This is a genomic window from Rathayibacter rathayi, from assembly GCF_004011095.1.
GTDB classification, from domain to species: domain Bacteria; phylum Actinomycetota; class Actinomycetes; order Actinomycetales; family Microbacteriaceae; genus Rathayibacter; species Rathayibacter rathayi.
Map to the genome: position 1 here is coordinate 2,213,436 of NZ_CP028129.1, position 18,959 is coordinate 2,232,394.

An 18,959-nucleotide genomic window follows, 5' to 3' on the forward strand; every position below is an offset into this window, starting at 1 on the left:
GACTCAAAGACGCTCAGCGCCTCTCCGGTAGCGAGGTCGTGCACGCGGAGGCGGCAGCGCTGGTCGGGCAGGAGCGAGCGGGCCATGCGCCCAGGGTAGGGGGCCCTGGCCGATGGCGACGGCACCGGTCAAGCCTTTCCGCACCCAGGTTCCACCAGAACGCGCTCCGTTATTCTTGGTCGACGAATGCGCTGGGTACGCCTTGGGAGGAACATGTGATGCTCCTCATCCTGGTGATCTCGTTCGCGCTCGCCGTGGTCACACCGTGGCTGGTCGACCGCTTCGGCCCGACGACCTTCTACGCGCTGGCTCTCCTTCCGGCCGCGAGCTTCGTCGCCACCGCGACCGCCCTGCCCACGATCCTCAACGGCGGCGAGATCCGCGAGACGGTTCCGTGGATTCCCGCCCTCGACATCGCCCTGGCCTTCCGGCTCGACGCTCTCTCGATCGTCCTCGCCCTCGTGGTCAGCGGAGTCGGCGCCCTCGTCCTCGCCTACTGCGCGTCGTACTTCGACCGCGACGAGCCCTCGCTCGGGCGCTTCGCCGCGCTCCTGTCCGCGTTCGCCGGAGTGATGTACGGCCTGGTCACGGCCGACGACGTGATCATCCTCTTCGTCTTCTGGGAGGCGACGAGCGTCCTCTCCTACCTCCTGATCGGCCACTACAGCGGGCGCAAGGAGAGCCGCGGCGCCGGACTCCAGGCGTTGCTGGTCACCACGCTCGGTGGCCTGGCGATGCTGGTCGGGATCGTGATCCTGATCGTGCAGGCCGGCACGACCAGCCTCTCCGGGATCGTCGCCGCGGCTCCCTCCGGGCCGATCGTGTCCACGGCGCTGGTGCTCGTGCTGCTGGGCGCGTTCTCGAAGTCGGCACTGGTCCCGTTCCACTTCTGGCTGCCGGCCGCGATGGCCGCTCCGACGCCAGTCAGCGCCTATTTGCACGCCGCCGCGATGGTGAAGGCGGGCATCTACCTCGTCGCGCGCCTCGCGCCCGGCTTCGCCGAGGACTCCGTCTGGCTGCCGGTGGTGGTCAGCGTCGGCGTGTGGACCATGCTCGTCGGTGGCTGGCGCTCGCTCCGCCAGTACGACCTCAAGCTCGTGCTCGCCTACGGCACGGTCAGCCAGCTCGGCTTCCTCACCGTCGCCGTGGGCTTCGGCTCGCGCGACGCAGCGCTGGCCGGCCTGACGCTCCTTCTCGCCCACGCCCTCTTCAAGGCGCTGCTCTTCCTCACCGTCGGGATCGTCGACCACCGCGCCGGCACCCGCGACCTCCGCAAGCTCAGCGGCCTCGGCCGGCAGGCTCCCGTGCTCGCCGCGGCGGCCCTGATCGGCGTGCTCTCGATGGCGGGCATCCCGCCGCTGCTGGGATTCGTCGCCAAGGAAGCGGTGTTCACCAGCCTGATCTCGGCGATCGAGCAGGGCTCGTTCTGGGCGTGGATCGCGCTCGTGGGCCTCGTGCTCGGCTCGATCCTCACCGTCGCCTACTCGGCCCGCTTCTTCTGGGGCGCCTTCGCCCGCAAGAAGGGCCTGGCGGATACGCACCTGCAGGCCGAGCCGTGGACCTTCACCGCCGCCCCGGTGCTGCTCGCCGCCGCCAGCGTGATTGGCGGGCTTGCCGCCTCCGTGCTCGACCCGCTCGTGGCCGTCTCTGCGGACACCCTGCCGTACGCCGCTCCCGACGCCGACCCGCGACTCGCGGCGGCGGCAGAGGCATCGGACCACGGCGGCTACCACCTCGCGCTCTGGCACGGCGTCGAGCCCGCGCTGGGTCTCAGCGCCCTCGTGATCGCCGTGGGCCTCCTGCTCTTCGCCAAGCGCGTGGCCGTGGCCCGCGCCCAGTCGATGCTGCCGAATCGGATCGACTCCGCCGAGGGCTACTGGGCCACGGTCCGCTGGCTCGACCGCGTCGCCAGCACTGTCACCGAGTCCGTGCAGCGCGGATCGCTCCCCCGCTACCTCACGGTGATCTTCGCGGTCTTCGTGCTCGGCGTCGGCGGTGCGGCGGCCCTGAACCGCACCTGGCCGGGCGACCTCGTGTTCTGGGACAGCCCGGGGCAGCTCGCGGTCGCCGCCGTGATGATCCTCGCGGCGGTGCTCTGCGCGACCGCGCGCAACCGCGTCGCCGCCGTGCTGCTCGCCGGTGCCACCGGCTACGGGATGGTGGCCCTCTTCGCCCTGCAGGGCGCCCCCGACCTCGCCCTCACCCAGGCGCTGATCGAGACGGTGACCCTCGTGGTCTTCGTCCTCGTCCTGCGCCGCCTCCCCACCCGTATCGCCACGAAGCACCAGCCGATGCGCAAGCGGCTGCGTGCCGTCATCGGCATCGCAGTCGGAGCGGTGATGGCCCTCGCCGCCACGATCGCCCTCGGAGCCCGGGCGACGACGCCGATCTCGGCGGAGCTGCCCCGCCTCGCCTACGAGGAGGGCAAGGGCCGCAACATCGTCAACGTCCTGCTCGTCGACATCCGCGCCTGGGACACGATGGGCGAGATCTCGGTGCTGGTCGTCGTCGCCACCGGAGTCGCGAGCCTGATCTTCCTCTCCAGCCGGGCCGGAGGCGCGCCCCGCCTCGAGGCCCCGAGCGCGGGTGACCGCCGTGAGCGCGAGATGGACCTGACCGCCTCCTCCGACGACTCCGAGCGGGACGGCGACCGCGGCTCCTGGCTCGTCGCCGGCCGCACGCTCCGCCCCGAGAACCGCTCGATCGTGCTCGAGGTGCTGGTGCGCCTGCTGTTCCACCCCGCAATGATCGTCTCGGTCTACCTGCTCTTCACCGGCCACAACTCCCCCGGCGGAGGCTTCGCCGGCGGCCTGCTCGCCGGTCTCGCCCTCGTCGCGCGCTACCTCGCGGGCGGCCGCTTCGAACTCGGCGAGGCCGCTCCGATCGACGCGGGTAAGGTGCTCGGGCTCGGCCTCTTCTTCGCGGTCGGCACCGCCGTCTCCTCCCTCGCCTTCGGCCTCGAGGTGCTGGAGGCGAGCTGGCTCGACCTTGAGGTGCCGGTGCTCGGCGAGCTCCACCTCGGCACGTCCACCCTCTTCGACATCGGGGTGTACCTGATCGTGATCGGCCTGGCCCTGGACATCCTCCGCAGCCTCGGCGGGGAAGTGGACCGTCACGGCGAGGAGGCCGAGCAGGGCTCCCCCTCGGGTGACGGCGTGACGCGCTCGACGGACAGCACCCCCGGCCCCGGCCAGGGCACCGTCGACGGACTCGAAACGTCCCTCCCCACCGGTTCCACCGTGATCGGCGGACCGGGCAGGGGGGACGGCACATGAGCATCACGATCGTCCTCGTCGTCGTGATGGCGGTGATGTACGCCGCGGGCGTCTACCAGATGCTGGAGCGCAGCCTCACCCGCATCCTGATCGGGTTCCTGCTCGTCGGGAACGCGACCAACATCCTCATTCTGCTGATGGCCGGCCGCTCGGGCATCGCGCCGTTCGTCACCGACGACGGCCGCTCCTACGAGCAGATAGCCGCCGAGATGGCCGACCCGCTGCCGCAGGCGCTGATCCTGACGGCGATCGTGATCACCTTCGGAGTGTCCGCCTTCCTCCTCGCGATGATCTATCGGCGCTGGCGCCTCGCCAACGCCGACCAGGTGGAGGACGACGAGACCGACGCCTCCGTCCGCGAGGACGCCGCCGGCATCTCGGCACAGACCACCGCCGACGACCGAGCGCTCGATGCGCTCCTCGAGTCCAGCGACGAGGGCACCGCCGCCAAGCACGGGGAGAGCGCCATGACCGACGACAGGAAGGAGGACCGATGAACGCCCTGATCCCGCTCGTCGTCACCCTCCCCCTCCTGGGAGCGGCCGTTGCGCTGATCCTCGGCCGCCACCGGCGCGCACAGATCACGGTGAACATCGTCACGCTCTCGAGCGTGCTGGTGATCTCCTCGGTGATGCTCGTGCTGGTCCTCGCCGGCGACGAGGGCGGCAGCGCGGTCTACGTGGGCGGCTGGGAGCCGCCGTGGGGCATCGTGCTCGTCGTCGATCCGCTCGCCGCCCTGATGCTCGTGATCACCTCGATCACGTTGCTCGGCGTCCTGCTCTTCTCCGTCGGCCAGGGTCTGGTCGACGGCAACCGCGAGACGCCGGTCACGATTTTTCACCCGACCTACCTGATCCTCTCGGCGGGCATCCTCAACGCCTTCGTCGCGGGCGACCTGTTCAACCTCTACGTCGGCTTCGAGATCCTGCTGGCCGCGAGCTACGTGCTGATCACGCTGGGCGGCACCGCGCCGCGCATTCGGGCCGGCACGACCTACGTGGTCGTCAGCCTGGTCTCGAGCGTCTTCTTCCTCTCGGCCATCGGCCTGCTCTACGGTGCCACCGGCACGGTCAACATGGCGCAGCTCTCGATCCGCATCGCCGAGCTCCCCGCGGACGTGCAGCTGGTGCTGCACGTCGTGCTGCTGCTGGGCTTCGGGATCAAGGCGGCCGTGTTCCCGCTGTCGTTCTGGCTCCCGGACTCGTACCCCACGGCTCCCGCGCCGGTCACCGCGGTCTTCGCCGGGCTGCTCACCAAGGTCGGCGTGTACGCGCTGATCCGCACCGAGACCCTGCTCTTCCCGGGCGGCGGGCTGAGCGACGTCCTGCTGGTGGTGGCGCTGCTGACACTGATCGTCGGCATCCTCGGCGCGGTCGCCCAAGCTGACATCAAGCGGATGCTGTCCTTCACGCTGGTCTCGCACATCGGCTACATGGTGTTCGGGATCGCCGTGGGCACCCCGGCCGGCTACGCCGCGACGATCTTCTACGTCATCCATCACATCACCGTTCAGACGACGCTGTTCCTCGCGACCGGTCTGATCGAGCGAGTCGGTGGCACCACGTCGATCCTGCGCCTCGGCGGGCTACTCAAAGCCTCGCCGCTGCTGGCCCTGCTCTATTTCATCCCCGCGATGAACCTCGGCGGGATCCCGCCGTTCACCGGCTTCCTCGGCAAGGTCGGGCTCTTCGTCGCCGGCACGGAGTCGGCCGTCGACCAGCCCTCGTGGCTCATCTGGGCCGTCATCGCTGCCGGGGCCGTGACCTCCCTGCTGACCCTCTATGCGATCGCGCGCGTCTGGAACATGGTCTTCTGGCGCCGCCAGGAGGAAGTGCCCGGCTACGAGTCCCCCCTGATCGACCAGCTGCAGGAGGACCCCCACGACACGGGCAGCATCCGCACCCGCCACTCGCCGCCGATGATGGTGCTCGCCACCGCAGGCATGGTCGTGGTCGGAGTCGTGCTGACCGTCGGCGCCGGACCGCTCTACGACGCGAGCGAGCACGCGGCGAACGCCGTCGCCGATCCCGCCACCTACATGGCGACCGTCTACCGCGATTCGTCCTTCGGCCAGGAGGGGCCGCGATGAGCCCCCGCCGCCGCGTCGACATCTGGAACCGCATCGTGATGTTCGTGACCCTCGTCGGCATCTGGGTGCTGCTCTGGGACGACGTCTCGGTGCTGTCGATCGTCACTGGCCTGCTGGTCGCCCTGCTGATCACTCGCGTGTTCTACCTGCCGCCGGTCGAGTTCTCGAACCGCATCAACCCGTGGTTCGTGCTCCTCTTCTTCCTGTGCCTGCTGGCCGACATCGCGGTGGCCTCAGTGCGCGTGTCCTGGCAGATCTTGACCCTGCCCGTCCCCGTGCACAACGCCATCGTCGCCGTGCACCTGCGCAGCCGCTCCGAGGGGATGCTGGTCTGGACGACCGAGGCTGTCTCGCTGGTGCCCGGCTCCCTCGTGATCGACGTCGACCCGCAGCTGAACGTGCTCTACCTGCACGTACTCGGCGTGACCCACGACGAGGGCGAGCGGATCGAGGAGGTGCGCCGCACAGTACTGCGGACGGAGGCGCGCATCGTCCGCGCCATCGGCTCCCGCGAGGACGTGCAGCGGGTGAACCATCCGCTCGAGGACGGAGCGGGGGCGGTCCGATGATCGGCTGGCTGGTGTGGATCCTGGTGCCCGTGTTCGGTGCCGCGTGCCTGCTCGCGCTCGTGCGCATCCTCCGCGGCCCCTCCGTGCTCGACCGCGTGGTCGCGGCCGACGTGCTCGTCGCGACGATCATCTGCGGGATCGGCGCCGAGATGGCCGTCAATCACCACGCGCGGACCCTACCCGTCGCGCTCGGACTCGCGCTCTTCGCCGTCTTCGGCTCGATCAGCGTCGCCAAATTCATGGCCAACCGCGAGGAGGACTGACATGGACCTGTTCTTCGACGCCCTCACGGCAGTGCTCCTGCTGGTCGGCGCCCTGCTCTCCCTGGTCGCGGCGATCGGGCTGATGCGCTTCGACGACCTGCTCTCGCGGATGCACGCGGGCACCAAGCCGCAAGTGCTCGGCCTGATCTGCGTGATGCTCGCGGTCGCCATCCGCAACCCCGGCTTCGCCGCCGCGGGGACGATCGTGCTGGTCATCGGGTTCCAGCTGCTGACCGTGCCCGTCTCGGCGCACATGGTCGGCCGCGCCGCCTACCGGGCGGAGCCTGTTTCGCCGGGCTACCTGGTTGCCGACGAGCTCGCGGACGCGGTCAGCCGCGCCGACGAGCAGGCCCGCACGACCGGACCCGAGACCGGGCACGCGTCCGAGCAGCGGGCGCGGACCTCCTCCACGCCCCCGCCCGAGGATGAGGACAGCCCGGCCGCGACCGCCTAGGCGACGAGGACGAGTTGCACGAGCGTCGCCCCGGTCAGACCGCGCAGGGCGACTCCGCCGATCGCAAGCGTCGCCGCGACGAGGCCACCGACCAGCAGCACCAGCAGCGGCACCACCCAGAGCAGCGCCCGGCGGCGCCGTGCCCGGGCCTCATCCGGCGTCTCATCCATCACCCGTCGACTGTACGGGACGGCGGAGGGGACGGCCGATAAACTGAGCACCATGACCCTGGACTCCGCTCTCTCCGGCGCGCCCGAGAACTTTCCCGGCCCCACCACTCAGGCCGACCACCACCGGGGATCCGAGTGGTGGCGCACCGCCGTCATCTACCAGATCTACCCGCGCTCCTTCGCCGACGCGGACGGCGACGGCATCGGCGACCTGCCCGGCATCACCTCGCGGCTCGAGAGCCTCGCCGAGCTGGGCGTCGACGCGATCTGGCTCTCACCCTTCATGACCTCTCCGCAGAAGGACGCCGGCTATGACGTCGCCGACTACTGCGACGTCGATCCGCTCTTCGGAACCCTCGCCGACTTCGACGCCATGCTCGCCCGCGCGCACGCCCTGGGCATCCGCATCATCGTCGACCTCGTCCCCAACCACTCCTCCAGCGCTCACCGCTGGTTCCAGGAGGCGCTCGCCGCTCCCGCGGGCAGCCCCGAGCGGGCGCGCTACCTGTTTCGCGACGGCCGGGGCGAGTCGGGCGAGCTGCCCCCGAACAACTGGGAGTCGGTCTTCGGCGGCCCGGCGTGGACCCGCGTCACCGAACCCGAGGGGACCGCGGGCCAGTGGTACCTGCACCTGTTCGACGCCTCCCAGCCCGACTTCGACTGGACGAACGAGTGGGTGCGCGAGCGCTTCCGCGAGGTCCTGCGCTTCTGGCTCGACCGCGGCGTCGACGGCTTCCGCGTCGACGTGGCGCACGGGATGATCAAGGCCGAGGGGTTGCCCGATTACACGCCGCCGGCGGACAGCGGGTCAATGGGCGAAGTCGCGTCGGCCGACGGCGAGAAACCCGTCACCGCCCCGTACTGGGCGCAGGACGGCGTCCACGAGATCTACCGCGACTGGCACTCGCTGCTCGCCGAGTACCCGGACGACCGCGTGCTCTGCGCCGAGGCGTGGGTGCAGCCGCTCTCGAAGCTCGCCCGCTGGGTGCGCCCCGACGAGATGCACCAGGCCTTCAACTTCGCCTACCTCGAGACTCCGTGGAGCGCGCGCGCCCTCCGCGACATCATCGACTCCTCCGTCGAGGCTTTCGCCGCGGTCGGAGCCCCCTCGACCTGGGTTCTGTCCAACCACGACGTCGTGCGCCACGCCAGCCGCCTGGCGCTCACCGCCGACAACCCGCAGGGCTACGGCATCGGCCCGCGCTCGCCCGGGCTGCCCAATCCGGCGCTGGGCCTGCGTCGCGCTCGCGCCGCCACGGCGCTCATGCTCGCACTCCCCGGCTCCGCCTACGTCTACCAGGGTGAGGAGCTCGGACTGCCCGAGGCGATCGACCTCCCCGACTCGGCGCGTCAGGATCCGACCTGGTTCCGCACCGGCGGCGAGCGCTACGGCCGCGACGGCTGCCGAGTGCCGATCCCGTGGGAGGCCGACGCGCCCGCGTACGGCTTTAGTCGCACCGGCGACTCCTGGCTGCCGCAGCCCGAAGACTGGGCGCCGCTCGCCCGCGACCGCCAGCGCGGAGTCGCCGGCTCCACGCTCGAGCTCTACCGGTCCCTGCTCGCGGTGCGCCGAGCGGAGGACCTGGGCTCGGGCGCCGTCGAGTGGCTTGAGGGCTACCCGGAGGACGTGGTGGCGTTCCGGAACGGCGGCGTCACGGTGATCGCGAACCTCGGCGAAACCCCGGTCGAGCTGCCGGTCGGTTCTGTGGTGCTCTCCTCGAAGGAGCTGCACGAGCCGGCGCTGCCCGCGGACACGACGGTCTGGCTGCGTGCGGAGTAGCCCGGAGGGGGCTCGATCTGCAGGGGACCGTGCGATCTGCAGGGGACCGTCTGATCCGCAGGGGCGAGGACCTCTGCCGGGCGTAGCGCCCCCTGATCCGGCCGATCACGCGCGGAGCCCCTGCGAATCGCACCGAATCCTGCACATCGCACGCCTCCCTGCAGATCGCACCGGTCCCCGCGCACCCACCGGCCCCGCTCGAGGCTTAGCGCCCGGCGTTGGCCTTCAGCCAGAGGTACGAGTCCACCTTCGTCACGCCGTCGAGGCGGACCTCGAAGTGCAGGTGCGGTCCGGTCGACATCCCGGTCGTGCCCACGAGCCCGAGCAGCTGGCCGACCTTGACCGGGTCGCCCTCGTTCACGGCCGCCGAGCCGTGCTGCATGTGCGCGTAGACGCTGGAGACGAGCTGCCCGTCGATCTCGTGATCGACGATCACATGGACGCCGAGCGAGCCCTCCCCGTCGATCACCGTGCGCACCACGCCGTCGGCGATCGCCTGGATGGGCGAGCCGTCGCCCGGGTTGAAATCCGTCCCGCCGTGGTTGACCGAGCAGCCCGCGCAGTTGCGGTAGCCGAAGCGGTCGCCCACGGGGACGCCCACCGCGAAGGGCCACTGGATCGACGCGTTCGGGTCGTTCGTGAAGCCGCTGTCCGAGGTGCGGACGATGTCGGCCACGTTCGTCTGGGTCTTGCGCTCCTGCACGCCGAAGCCGTCGCGCGCGATCGTCGCGGCGCTGACCTCGCCCGCAACGAACGACTGCGAGCCGCGGCGGGCGTCCGAGCCGAACGGCGTCGTCAGGCCCTGCGCCTGCACGTCCTCCGCGGTCAGGAGCGACGTGGCCGGCAGCGAGGTCGCCGCGACGATGGCCGCCACGAACGAGAGCGCCACGAGACCGCCGGCCCGGGCGCGGCGTACGGGCCGCAGCGGAGTCGAGCGCGGGGCGGACACGGGTGCTGGGGCACTGCGGACCGAGGCGACGCGGCGCTCGGCCTCGCGCAGCTGCTCCGCGGTGGGAGCGGCGAACACGTCGTCGGCGCTGCTCGCCAGCGAGACGTCGGCCGCGAGGGCCAGGGCGCGCTCGCGCTCACGGAGCTCGCGACGGGTGAGCGGTGGGGTCGATTCGCCGGGGTCGATGCGGAGGCAGCGGGGGAGGGCGAATCGGGGCTCACGAAATCGAGGTCTTCCGTCGGGGGCGGGGGACGAGCGGCGCTCCCGGAGAGGGGATGCCGCGCGGGTCCGTGATCGCATCCTGTGCGAACATCACGAATTCATAAAGGATAACCACGGCGACCGCGATCCGGCCAGAGCCCGGAGCGGACAGGCGCGATCCGGACCCGCCGCCCGGCGAGCCGCGGCGAGATCCTGCGCCGTCGCGCCTCCCTGCACAGCAGGGTTGAGCCGGCTGTGGCTCCGAGAGCGGTTACACCTCGTCCGCGCGCAGGCGGCGCAGCAGATCCTCCAGCTCGGCGAAGAGCGGGTCGGGAGCCGCGATGAGCAGATCGGAGCCGAACGGAGCGCCGTCCAGGCCCGCCACCCGCGCGCCCGCCTCCTGCACGATCAGCGCACCGGCGGCCAGATCCCACGGGTTCAGACCGCGCTCGTAATAGGCGTTCAGCTGCCCGGTCGCCACCGAGCAAAGGTCAAGGGCCGCGGAGCCGATGCGACGGATGTCACGCACCGAGCCCAGCAGCTCCTGCACCACCGCACCCTGCCGCACTCGGCGGGCTGCGTCGTAGCCGAACCCCGTGCCGATGAGCGCGAGCGAGAGGGACGTCGGCGCGACGACCCGCACCGTGACGCCGTTTCGCTCCGCTCCCCCACCGCGGCTCGCCGTGGTGACCTCACCCGTCGCCCCGTTCACCACGGCACCGGCGAGCGCCGTCCACGACGCCGGATCAGGCTCACCCTCGACCACCGCGATACTGACCGCGTAGGACGGGATGCCGTAGAGGTAGTTGACGGTGCCGTCGATCGGATCGACCACCCAGGTCAGACCGCTCGTCCCTCCCCCCGACCCCGACTCCTCACCGAGGAATCCATCGTCCGGCCTCGCCTCGACGAGACGCCGGCGGATGAGCTGCTCGACCTCTCGGTCGGCGGCTGTCACCACGTCCTCGGGAGAGGACTTCGACGCGGCGATCTCGACTCCGTCCTGCCGCCGCTGTCGGGCGAGGTGCGCCGCCTCGATGGCGATAGATCGGGCGATGGCGAGGAGAGGGGCGTTGTCGCTCATAGCACCAGCCTAGAGATCGGCCCCATCATGGAGGGATGAGCACCCCGATCGCCCTCACCGGAGTCACCGGAGCCGTAGGTGGCCGTGTCGCCCGCGAGCTCGCCGACGCCGGTCATCCCCTCCGCCTGCTGGTCCGCGACCCGTCCCGCGCGCCCGAACTGCCGGAAACCGAGGTGGTGCGCGCCTCCTTCGCCGATACCGGCGACGCGCTCGAGGGCGTCCGCCTCCTTGTGATGGTCTCGGCCGCGGAGAACGCGGAGCGCCTCGCCGAGCACCTGGCGTTCGTCGCGTCGGCGACCGCAGCCGGTGTCGAGCACATCGTCTACACGTCCTTCGCCGGTGCTGCCCCGAACGCGGTCTTCACCCTTGCCCGCGACCACGCGGCGACCGAGGACGCGATCCGCCGCTCGGGTATGACCTGGACGTTCCTCCGCGACAACCTCTACCTCGACTTCCTGCCCGCGATGCTCGACGAGGACGGCATGATTCGCGGTCCTGCCGGCCAGGGCCGCGCCGCCGTCGTCGCCCGCGAGGACGTGGCCCGGGCGGCCGCCGCAATCCTCCGCGCGCCGGAGAAGCACCGCGGAGCAGCTTACGAACTCACCGGCCCGGAGGCGCTCACCCTCGACGAGGTGGCAGCCGCCTTGACCGCGGCCGGGCGTCCCGCGGTCTTCATCGACGAGACTCTCGACGAGGCGTACGCGTCGCGCCGTCGATGGAACGCGCCGGACTGGCAGCTCGACGCGTGGATCAGCACCTACACCGCGATCGCGGCCGGTCAGCTCGAGCACGTCTCGGGCGATGTCCAGCGCCTGACCGGACGAGCGCCGCTCTCACTGGCCGGATTCCTGAAGCGGGAGGCGCGCGGGTGAGCGCAAGAGCCCGGTCGGCGGTACGCCCCGACAGAGGGAATGCCCCGCGCATCCGGTGATGGCTGGGGGTCGACGTCGGGCGGTCGATACTGTGGCGGTCGATACTGTGGCGAGTGAGGGATTCGAACCCCCGAAGGCTACGCCGTCTGATTTACAGTCAGATCCCTTTGGCCGCTAGGGTAACTCGCCGTGGCGCACCCGACCGCGTAATCACAACCGGGGGCGCTCAGCAAGGATACCCACGCGACCGGCGGATCGGAAATCGTGCACCGCGCCGATCATGTCGTTTCCGCCGCATACCGGGACGCCGCCTCCGCGACCTTGCCCGCGTAGCTTCCGGCCGGATTGTAGGCGGCGATCGCCGCCCGCCACCCCGACTCGGTCGAAAGATCGCCTCCAGCGTCGCAAAGGTAGCGGGCCGCCGTCACCGCCTGCTGATCCACGTTCTGCGGATCCCAACCGTTCGACGCCCAGAGCATCCACGTCGCCGGGATGATCTGAAGCGGGCCCATCGCCCGGTCGACCTCAGCGTCACCGTCGAGCGCTCCGCCGTCGTTGTCGGGGACCGGGTCGAAGTACGTGCCGTCCAGGCGAGGGCCGTAGATCGGCTCGGTCGGGCGACCGTCCTCGCGCAGTTCGCCGCCGTCGATCATGCCGTGACGACTCTCGACGTAGCCGATACCGGCCAGAGTCGCCCAGTCGAGACGACAGCCGGGATCGACGGACGACATGAGCAGAGCCGCGCCTGCGTAGGCGGTCAACGCGCGCGCGGGGATCCCGCTGTCCGCCGCCGTCGTCCTGAGCCACGTCTCGTCGGTGAGCAGGCGCACCGGTGTCTCCGCGGCCTGCTCGGGATCTTGCAGGACGATCGCGTCGGCCGCAACGGGGACGGCCGCTGCGGGCGGGACGGTGGACAACCCCTCCTCAACCGTCAGCGCGGAGGGCCGCTCGCCGCAGCCGGCGAGAACGAGACCGACGAGCGGGACGAGGACGAGGACGGAAAGACGGCGCACGTCCCAGAGATAGCATCTGCGCCTGGAGCCGGGCTCCGCCGAACCGAAAAGCTACACTCGCAGCCATGGCAGATTCAACGTTCGACGTCGTCAGCAAGATCGACAAGATGGAGGCGGACAATGCCCTCAACCAGGCTCACAAAGAGGTCGAGCAGCGCTACGACTTCAAGAACGTCGGCGCCTCGATCGCCTGGAGCGGAGAAAAGATCCTGATCAAGGCCAACACCGAGGAGCGGGCGAACGCGATCCTGGACGTCTTCCAGTCGAAGCTGATCAAGCGCGGCATCAGCCTTAAGAGTCTCGACACGGGCGAGCCTTTCGCGTCGGGTAAGGAGTACCGGATCGAGGCGACCCTGAAGGAGGGCATCGACCAGGAGCACGCGAAGAAGATCAACAAGCTCATCCGCGACGAGGCACCGAAGACGGTCACATCGCAGATCCAGGGCGACGAGCTCCGTGTCTCCTCGAAGAGCCGCGACGACCTCCAGGCAACGATGACGCTGCTGCGCGGGGCAGACCTCGAGCTCGACCTCCAATTCGTCAACTTCCGCTGAGGTATGGTGCACTCGGGAGTACGCGCGTGACCGCCGGCGTCGACGAGCCGGACCGACGAGGCCGCATCGGGCTCGATCGGGAGGGCTTCGACCTCACCGGCAATCCCGACGTTGTGGTGAGAGAGGTGACTCTCCTCTCAAGCCACTGGTACGTCCTCCGCACCACCCGCTTCGAGTACCGGCATCGGGACGGCAGCTGGACGAGCGAGGAGCGCGAGACCTACGACCGGGGCAACGGCGCGGCCGTCCTGCTCTACGACGCGCAGGCGCGCACGGTCGTCCTCATCCGCCAGTTCCGTTACCCCGCCTACGTGAACGGCGATGGCGACGGGATGCTGCTTGAGGTCCCCGCCGGCCTCCTCGACGAGGACGGACCCGAGGAGGGCGCGCGCCGAGAGGCGTCGGAGGAGACTGGTCTGGAGATCGGCCGGCTCGAGCACGTATTCGATGCGTTCATGAGCCCGGGATCGGTGACCGAGAAGCTGCACTTCTACGCCGGACGCTACCGAGCGGGCAGCCGGGAGGGCAGCTTCGCGGGACTCGCGGACGAGGGTGAGGACATCGAGGTGGTGGAACTTTCCTTCGATGAAGCGCTCACTCAGATCGGCATGCAGATCGTCGACGCGAAGACAATCATGCTGCTGCAGTGGGCGGCGCTCTCCGGCCCGTTCTCCCGCTGACCCCGGGGCCTCTTCCACTTGTTCGTTTCCGGCGCGACCTCATGGCCCACGGACCGTTCTCCCGGCTCGGTACCGTTGCTGGGCTCAGCGCACGTACTCGGCGAGTGCCCGCCCGGTCAGCGTCCCGGACCCCGCCAGCCCGGCGGGAGTGCCCTCGAAGACGACTGTTCCCCCGTCATGGCCGGCTCCGGGACCCACATCGATGACCCAATCGGCATGGGCCATCACCGCGCGATGGTGCTCGATCACCACGACGGAGTTTCCCGAGTCGACCAAGCGATCGAGGAGCCCGAGCAGAGTGTCGACGTCGGCCAGGTGGAGCCCCGTCGTCGGCTCGTCGAGCAGGTACACCGACCCGGACGAGGCCATGTTGATCGCAAGCTTGAGCCGCTGGCGCTCGCCTCCCGACAGCGTGTTCAATGGCTGGCCGAGTGTGAGGTAGCCGAGCCCGACGTCCACGAGTCGGGCGAGCACCATGTGAGCCGCACCGGCGGCGAAGAACTCCGCGGCATCGACTATCGGCATCGAGAGCACCTCGTGGATGTTCTTCCCGCGCAGGCGGTACTCGAGCACCTCGGCGGTGAAGCGCTTACCCTCGCACTCCTCGCAGACCGACGAAACCGTCGCAGCGGGACCGAGTTCGGTGAAGATCATCCCGGCGCCCTTACAGACCGGGCAGGCGCCGGCGGAGTTGGCGCTGAACAACGCCGGCTTCACTCCGTTAGCCTTCGCGAACGCCGCACGGATCGCGTCGAGAACGCCGGTGTAGGTGGCGGGGTTGCTGCGCCGCGAGCCTCGAATCGGCGACTGGTCGGCGACGACCACCCCGGGCCGACCCGCGAGCGAGCCGTGCAGAAGGGATGACTTCCCTGAGCCGGCGACTCCGGTCACGACCGTGAGCACGCCGAGCGGGACATCGACATCGATGCTACGGAGATTGTGAGTCGCGGCGCCGCGGATCTCGACCGCCCCGGCCCGGCGGCGCACCGACTCCTTGAGCGATACGCGGTGCCCGAGGTGGCGGCCGGTCAGCGTGTCCGACGCGCGCAGACCCGCCACCGTCCCCTCGAATTGCAGCTCTCCGCCGTGCGCGCCGGCACGCGGACCGAGGTCGATGACATGATCGGCGATCTCGATAATCTCGGGCTTGTGCTCGACGACCAGCACGGTGTTGCCCTTATCGCGGAGGCGGCGCAGCAGCTCGATCATCCGCGAGACGTCGTGCGGATGCAGGCCCGCCGTCGGCTCATCGAAGACGTAGGTCACGTCGGTGAGGCTCGACCCGAGGTGCCGCACCATCTTCACTCGTTGCGCCTCGCCCCCCGAAAGAGTGCCCGACTCGCGGTCGAGCGACAGATAGCCGAGCCCCACCTGCACCAGCGCGTCGAGCGTGCCGAGGAGCGTCTCGACGATCGGCGCGACCGAAGGAGCCTGCATCCCACGGAGCCAGCCGGCGAGGTCGGTCGCCTGCATCGCAGAACACTCGGCAATATTGCGTCCGGCTATGCGCGACCCGAGGGCAGCCCGGGTAAGACGCCCGCCCCCGCACTCAGGGCAGACGGCGAAGGTGGCGACGCGATCGGCGAAGGCCCGAATGTGGGGCTGAGCCGCTTCCTTCGCGAGGTACAGCCGGGTGACCTTCACCAGAAGACCCTCGTAGGTCATGGTCATGCCGGCGATGGCCATTCGTGTCGCCGGGCGATGGAGGAACGCATCCATCTGCTCCGCCGTGAACTCGGCAATGGGCACGTCCGCCGGATACAGGCCAGACTCAGCAAGACCTTTCCAGTACCAGCCACCCACCACGAAGTTCGGAATTGCATCGAGCGCTCCTCCCTCGAGCGACTTCGAGCGGTCGATCAGCGCATCCAGATCGATGCTCGACACCCGGCCCGTGCCCTCGCAGCGCGGGCACATCCCCTCGGGCAGGTTGAACGAGAAGGCTCCGCTCGTACCTGCGTGCGGGTCGCCGATCCGACTGAAGAGGATGCGCAGCATCGTGTACGCATCGGTCGCCGTCCCGACCGTCGAGCGGCCGTTCGATCCCATCCGCTCCTGATCGACGACGATCGTGGCCGACAGCCCCTCGAGCGACTCCACATCGGGCCGAGCTGGCGACGCCATGAACTGCTGCACAAAGGCGGAATAGGTCTCATTGATCAGCCGCTGCGACTCCGCTGCAATGGTGCCGAAGACCAGCGACGACTTGCCCGATCCTGAGACACCCGTGAAGACAGTGATCCTGCGCTTCGGGATGTCGACATCGAGCCCTCGGAGGTTGTTCTGACGCGCCCCTCGCACCCGGATGATGTCGTGCGGCGCAGCCGTGGTCATACTGTCTCCATCCTGAGCGGTGCCCGAAGCCTAGAGGAGACGCGCGATATCCGCGCCAAGACGGCAACGCCCCCCAAGTGCTCCGGAGGGCCGACGTCGGGTCAGCCGGCGACCGGCTCCGCCCGCGAGATGGCGATCATGTCCTCGCGCGGCACGACCTTGACTCGAGCGCGGCCCTCGGGCTCGCCGAGCCCCATCTCGTGCTCATCGAGGCGATGCCAGCCGTCGAGGTCTGTGTACGCGATCTCCCGCTCCTCGAGCAGGGTGACGACCGCGGCCTCCTCGGGGTGCACGGGCGTCCACCACGACGCCTGGTCGTTGAGGACATGGGCAACGGTCTCCATCGCGTCCGACTTGGTGTGACCGATGAGACCGACCGGCCCACGCTTGATCCAGCCGGTCGCGTAAACGCCGTGGACCTGCTGGTCCTCGTCGTCCAGGACCTGCCCCTCCCGGTTCGGGATTACTCCGCGCATCTCATCAAACGGCAAACCGTCCAACGGTGAGCCAAAGTAGCCCACCGCGCGGTAGACCGCCTGCACGGGAACCTCGCGGACTTCACCCGTGCCACGCACGCCACCCTCACCGTCGGGCTCGGTGCGCTCGTAGCGGATCGCACCGACTCGACCGAAACCGTCATCGACGAACTCGAGCGGCTTCGCCCAGAAGTGCAGGTGCAGACGGCGCGAAGCACTGCCCCCCTCGCGGGCCCGCCACTGGTTCAGCACCCGGTTGATGACCATCACCTGCTTGTTCGTCGCGATGGCCGCCTCCGAAGCGGGATCGAGATCGAAGTCCTCGTCCGCGACGATCATGTCGACATCGCGCAGCTCACCCAACTCACGCAGCTCCAGGGGAGTGAACTTCACCTGCGCGGGGCCGCGGCGACCGAAGACGTGCACATCGGTGACGGGCGACGCCCGTAGGCCCTCGTATACGTTCGGCGGAACCTCCGTGGGAAGAAGGTCCTCGGCGTGCTTCGCGAGCATCCGCGAGACATCGAGCGCCACATTGCCGTTGCCGATCACCGCGACCGACGAGGCCTCGAGCGGCCAGGTCCGCGGCACATCGGGGTGGCCGTCGAACCAGCTGACGAAGTCCGCCGCGCCGTAGGAACCCTTCAAGTCAACACCGGGGACGTCGAGGGAGGCATCCCGCACGGCGCCGGTCGCGAAAATCACCGCGTGGTAGTGACGCTTGAGATCCTCAAGCGTGATGTCAGTCCCGAAATGCACGTTGCCGAAGATCCTGATGTCACCGCGATCGAGCACCTCTCTCAGGGCGGTGATGATGCCCTTGATCCGCGGATGATCGGGCGCAACGCCATAACGGACCAGGCCGTACGGCGCCGGGAGATGCTCGAACAGGTCGATTGAGACGTCGTACTTCTTTTCGGCTTTGATCATGAGGTCGGCGGCATAGATGCCCGCGGGCCCTGCGCCGACGATGGCCAGCCTGAGCTTGGTCATTGCGTTCCTCCTACCGGGGCGCTTGCGCGCAACTCCGGTCTCATTCCCGCGACGCAGGGCGCGCCGCTACGTCAGGGTCAGCCGTTGCGCTCAACGACGGTGTCAGCGAAGCGTGTCAACGCCCTACGGACGGAGCCGTCGGGCAGCGGAGCGAGAGCAGCGACGGCCTCGTCGGCCCACCGATGGGCCTCGGTGAGGGTCTGCGCCGTGACGTCGTGATCCCGCAGCTGCGCGATGGCGTCCGAAATGTCGGCGCTCTGCTCCTCCGTGTGTGCAATCTCGTCGTTCGAGCGGCTGACATAGCTTTCGATGCGCGCGAGCAGGCCAGCGGCCAGGCGGTCGGAGGATGCTCGCTCGCGCAGGCGCAGAATCGGCAGCGTCGCCACACCCGCGCGGATGTCCGCCCCGGGATTCTTCCCGGTCTCCTCCGGCTGAGGTGAGAGGTCGATCACGTCGTCGACGATCTGGAAAGCGACGCCGATCTTCTCGCCGAAAACGCGCATGGCCTCCTCGTACTCCTCTGGCGCCTCGGAGAACGCGACACCTGTGCGACCGGCCGCGGCAATGAGCGAGCCCGTCTTGTCCGCGAGCACCGAGAGATAGTGCTCAATCGGGTCCTCGCCCTCACGAGGACCAACGGTCTCGTGCAGCTGGCCGAGGACGAGCCGCTCGAAGGTGTCCGCCTGGAGCCGGATTGCCTTGTCACCGAGTTCGACCATCAGCTGGTTCGCGCGGGCGAAAAGCAGATCACCCGTGAGAATCGCAACGTTGTTGCCCCACACGGTCTGAGCCGACGGAACACCGCGTCGCTTCTCCGCCTCGTCCATGACGTCATCGTGATACAGCGACGCGAGGTGCGTGATCTCGATCGCCTGCGCACCGAGCAACACCTGCGACGTGTTGCCCCGCCCGAGCGACGCCGCTAGGAGGGTGAGCATCGGACGGACACGCTTCCCCCCCGCCTGAAGCAGGTACCGAGTGGACACGTCGGCCACTGCGTCCGCGAAGGACAGCTGACGAACGAGCCCCCCCTCGACCTGTTCGAGTCCCGCATCGATGGTCCGTGCGAGCGCACGATCCGACGAAGAAGAAAAGATGCGCTCGGAAAGGCCCAGCTGCGCCGTCAACGACGGGCTGCGACGAGCGACGGGCGCAGTGGCATTCACAGGGAAACCCTAACGTCTCGGCCTGTGCGGACCCCGG

At 69.4% G+C, this 18,959-nt stretch carries 17 protein-coding genes and 1 tRNA gene; 10 read left to right on the forward strand and 8 right to left on the reverse strand.

What is annotated here, in order from left to right; genetic code table 11:
- Nucleotides 1-218: 218 nt before the first annotated feature.
- From C1O28_RS10650 to mnhG, 6 genes are read left to right on the forward strand one after another with little or no spacing between them, the layout of a single operon-like run.
- On the forward strand, nt 219-3,275 hold the full coding sequence (locus C1O28_RS10650) for a Na+/H+ antiporter subunit A (protein WP_097165270.1): 3,057 nt from the start codon (nt 219-221) through the stop codon (nt 3,273-3,275).
- Nucleotides 3,272-3,772 carry a Na(+)/H(+) antiporter subunit C gene (locus C1O28_RS10655; protein WP_097165269.1) on the forward strand — a complete coding sequence of 167 codons (501 nt, stop codon included), beginning with the start codon at nt 3,272-3,274 and terminating at the stop codon, nt 3,770-3,772. Before C1O28_RS10650 ends, C1O28_RS10655 begins: the two co-directional genes overlap by 4 nt.
- Nucleotides 3,769-5,364 carry a Na+/H+ antiporter subunit D gene (locus C1O28_RS10660; RefSeq protein ID WP_097165268.1) on the forward strand — a complete coding sequence of 532 codons (1,596 nt, stop codon included), beginning with the start codon at nt 3,769-3,771 and terminating at the stop codon, nt 5,362-5,364. The genes C1O28_RS10655 and C1O28_RS10660 overlap by 4 nt, the downstream gene beginning before the upstream one ends.
- Nucleotides 5,361-5,933, forward strand: a complete 573-nt coding sequence (locus C1O28_RS10665) for a Na+/H+ antiporter subunit E (protein WP_097165267.1) — start codon at nt 5,361-5,363, stop codon at nt 5,931-5,933. The genes C1O28_RS10660 and C1O28_RS10665 overlap by 4 nt, the downstream gene beginning before the upstream one ends.
- On the forward strand, nt 5,930-6,196 hold the full coding sequence (locus C1O28_RS10670; protein ID WP_068208760.1) for an MrpF/PhaF family protein: 267 nt from the start codon (nt 5,930-5,932) through the stop codon (nt 6,194-6,196). Before C1O28_RS10665 ends, C1O28_RS10670 begins: the two co-directional genes overlap by 4 nt.
- A 1-nt stretch (nt 6,197) precedes the next feature.
- On the forward strand, nt 6,198-6,650 hold the full coding sequence (gene mnhG, locus C1O28_RS10675) for a monovalent cation/H(+) antiporter subunit G (RefSeq protein WP_097165266.1): 453 nt from the start codon (nt 6,198-6,200) through the stop codon (nt 6,648-6,650).
- Here mnhG and C1O28_RS15180 read toward each other — a convergent pair.
- Nucleotides 6,647-6,823, reverse strand: coding sequence for a hypothetical protein (locus tag C1O28_RS15180; RefSeq protein ID WP_160487494.1), 177 nt, complete (start codon nt 6,821-6,823; stop codon nt 6,647-6,649). The genes mnhG and C1O28_RS15180 overlap by 4 nt on opposite strands.
- A 49-nt stretch (nt 6,824-6,872) precedes the next feature.
- On the opposite strand from C1O28_RS15180, the gene C1O28_RS10680 reads away from it, so the two are divergent.
- A complete protein-coding gene (locus C1O28_RS10680; RefSeq protein WP_097165265.1) occupies nt 6,873-8,600 on the forward strand; it encodes a glycoside hydrolase family 13 protein in 1,728 nt (575 codons plus the stop codon).
- A 205-nt stretch (nt 8,601-8,805) separates the two neighbouring features.
- Here C1O28_RS10680 and C1O28_RS10685 read toward each other — a convergent pair whose 3' ends face one another.
- On the reverse strand, nt 8,806-9,849 hold the full coding sequence (locus C1O28_RS10685; protein WP_127821498.1) for a M23 family metallopeptidase: 1,044 nt from the start codon (nt 9,847-9,849) through the stop codon (nt 8,806-8,808).
- Between the two features lie 172 nt (nt 9,850-10,021).
- Complete coding sequence (locus C1O28_RS10690; protein WP_097165263.1) at nt 10,022-10,834, reverse strand: inositol monophosphatase family protein; 813 nt, start codon at nt 10,832-10,834, stop codon at nt 10,022-10,024.
- 35 nt (nt 10,835-10,869) lie between these two features.
- Here C1O28_RS10690 and C1O28_RS10695 point away from each other — a divergent pair, with 35 nt between their 5' ends.
- A complete protein-coding gene (locus C1O28_RS10695; protein ID WP_097165262.1) occupies nt 10,870-11,706 on the forward strand; it encodes an SDR family oxidoreductase in 837 nt (278 codons plus the stop codon).
- A 107-nt stretch (nt 11,707-11,813) separates the two neighbouring features.
- On the opposite strand, the gene C1O28_RS10700 is transcribed toward C1O28_RS10695, so the two are convergent.
- Both C1O28_RS10700 and C1O28_RS10705 read right to left on the reverse strand, forming a co-directional pair.
- Nucleotides 11,814-11,895: transfer RNA gene (locus C1O28_RS10700), tRNA-Tyr, on the reverse strand.
- Between the two features lie 89 nt (nt 11,896-11,984).
- Nucleotides 11,985-12,719 carry a lysozyme family protein gene (locus C1O28_RS10705; protein ID WP_097165261.1) on the reverse strand — a complete coding sequence of 245 codons (735 nt, stop codon included), beginning with the start codon at nt 12,717-12,719 and terminating at the stop codon, nt 11,985-11,987.
- Nucleotides 12,720-12,784: 65 nt separating this feature from the next.
- Between C1O28_RS10705 and C1O28_RS10710 the strand changes: the two genes are divergently transcribed.
- Entirely contained in the window at nt 12,785-13,273 is a 489-nt protein-coding gene (locus C1O28_RS10710; protein ID WP_097165260.1) for a YajQ family cyclic di-GMP-binding protein, read from the forward strand.
- Between the two features lie 26 nt (nt 13,274-13,299).
- The gene (locus C1O28_RS10715; RefSeq protein ID WP_097165259.1) at nt 13,300-13,953 is read left to right on the forward strand and encodes an NUDIX domain-containing protein; all 654 of its coding nucleotides are present in this window, start codon (nt 13,300-13,302) and stop codon (nt 13,951-13,953) included.
- A gap of 84 nt (nt 13,954-14,037) precedes the next feature.
- On the opposite strand, the gene C1O28_RS10720 is transcribed toward C1O28_RS10715, so the two are convergent.
- The 3 genes from C1O28_RS10720 to C1O28_RS10730 all read right to left on the reverse strand — a co-directional run bounded on the left by C1O28_RS10720 (nt 14,038) and on the right by C1O28_RS10730 (nt 18,922).
- Nucleotides 14,038-16,287, reverse strand: a complete 2,250-nt coding sequence (locus C1O28_RS10720; RefSeq protein ID WP_097165258.1) for an ATP-binding cassette domain-containing protein — start codon at nt 16,285-16,287, stop codon at nt 14,038-14,040.
- A gap of 101 nt (nt 16,288-16,388) precedes the next feature.
- The gene (locus C1O28_RS10725; RefSeq protein WP_097165257.1) at nt 16,389-17,756 is read right to left on the reverse strand and encodes an FAD-dependent oxidoreductase; all 1,368 of its coding nucleotides are present in this window, start codon (nt 17,754-17,756) and stop codon (nt 16,389-16,391) included.
- Nucleotides 17,757-17,833: 77 nt separating this feature from the next.
- Nucleotides 17,834-18,922 (reverse strand): polyprenyl synthetase family protein, encoded by a 1,089-nt coding sequence (locus C1O28_RS10730; RefSeq protein ID WP_097165256.1) that lies wholly within the window; start codon nt 18,920-18,922, stop codon nt 17,834-17,836.
- Nucleotides 18,923-18,959 lie beyond the last annotated feature (37 nt).

Bases quoted from the DNA above. Each gene is read 5' to 3' on its own strand.
- C1O28_RS10650 (WP_097165270.1), top strand. From the start codon at position 219: ATGCTCCTCATCCTGGTGATCTCGTTCGCGCTCGCCGTGGTCACACCG.
- C1O28_RS10655 (WP_097165269.1), top strand. From the start codon at position 3,272: ATGAGCATCACGATCGTCCTCGTCGTCGTGATGGCGGTGATGTACGCC.
- C1O28_RS10660 (WP_097165268.1), top strand. From the start codon at position 3,769: ATGAACGCCCTGATCCCGCTCGTCGTCACCCTCCCCCTCCTGGGAGCG.
- C1O28_RS10665 (WP_097165267.1), top strand. From the start codon at position 5,361: ATGAGCCCCCGCCGCCGCGTCGACATCTGGAACCGCATCGTGATGTTC.
- C1O28_RS10670 (WP_068208760.1), top strand. From the start codon at position 5,930: ATGATCGGCTGGCTGGTGTGGATCCTGGTGCCCGTGTTCGGTGCCGCG.
- mnhG (WP_097165266.1), top strand. From the start codon at position 6,198: ATGGACCTGTTCTTCGACGCCCTCACGGCAGTGCTCCTGCTGGTCGGC.
- C1O28_RS10680 (WP_097165265.1), top strand. From the start codon at position 6,873: ATGACCCTGGACTCCGCTCTCTCCGGCGCGCCCGAGAACTTTCCCGGC.
- C1O28_RS10685 (WP_127821498.1), bottom strand. From the start codon at position 9,849: ATGCGATCACGGACCCGCGCGGCATCCCCTCTCCGGGAGCGCCGCTCG.
- C1O28_RS10690 (WP_097165263.1), bottom strand. From the start codon at position 10,834: ATGAGCGACAACGCCCCTCTCCTCGCCATCGCCCGATCTATCGCCATC.
- C1O28_RS10695 (WP_097165262.1), top strand. From the start codon at position 10,870: ATGAGCACCCCGATCGCCCTCACCGGAGTCACCGGAGCCGTAGGTGGC.
- C1O28_RS10710 (WP_097165260.1), top strand. From the start codon at position 12,785: ATGGCAGATTCAACGTTCGACGTCGTCAGCAAGATCGACAAGATGGAG.
- C1O28_RS10720 (WP_097165258.1), bottom strand. From the start codon at position 16,287: ATGACCACGGCTGCGCCGCACGACATCATCCGGGTGCGAGGGGCGCGT.
- C1O28_RS10725 (WP_097165257.1), bottom strand. From the start codon at position 17,756: ATGACCAAGCTCAGGCTGGCCATCGTCGGCGCAGGGCCCGCGGGCATC.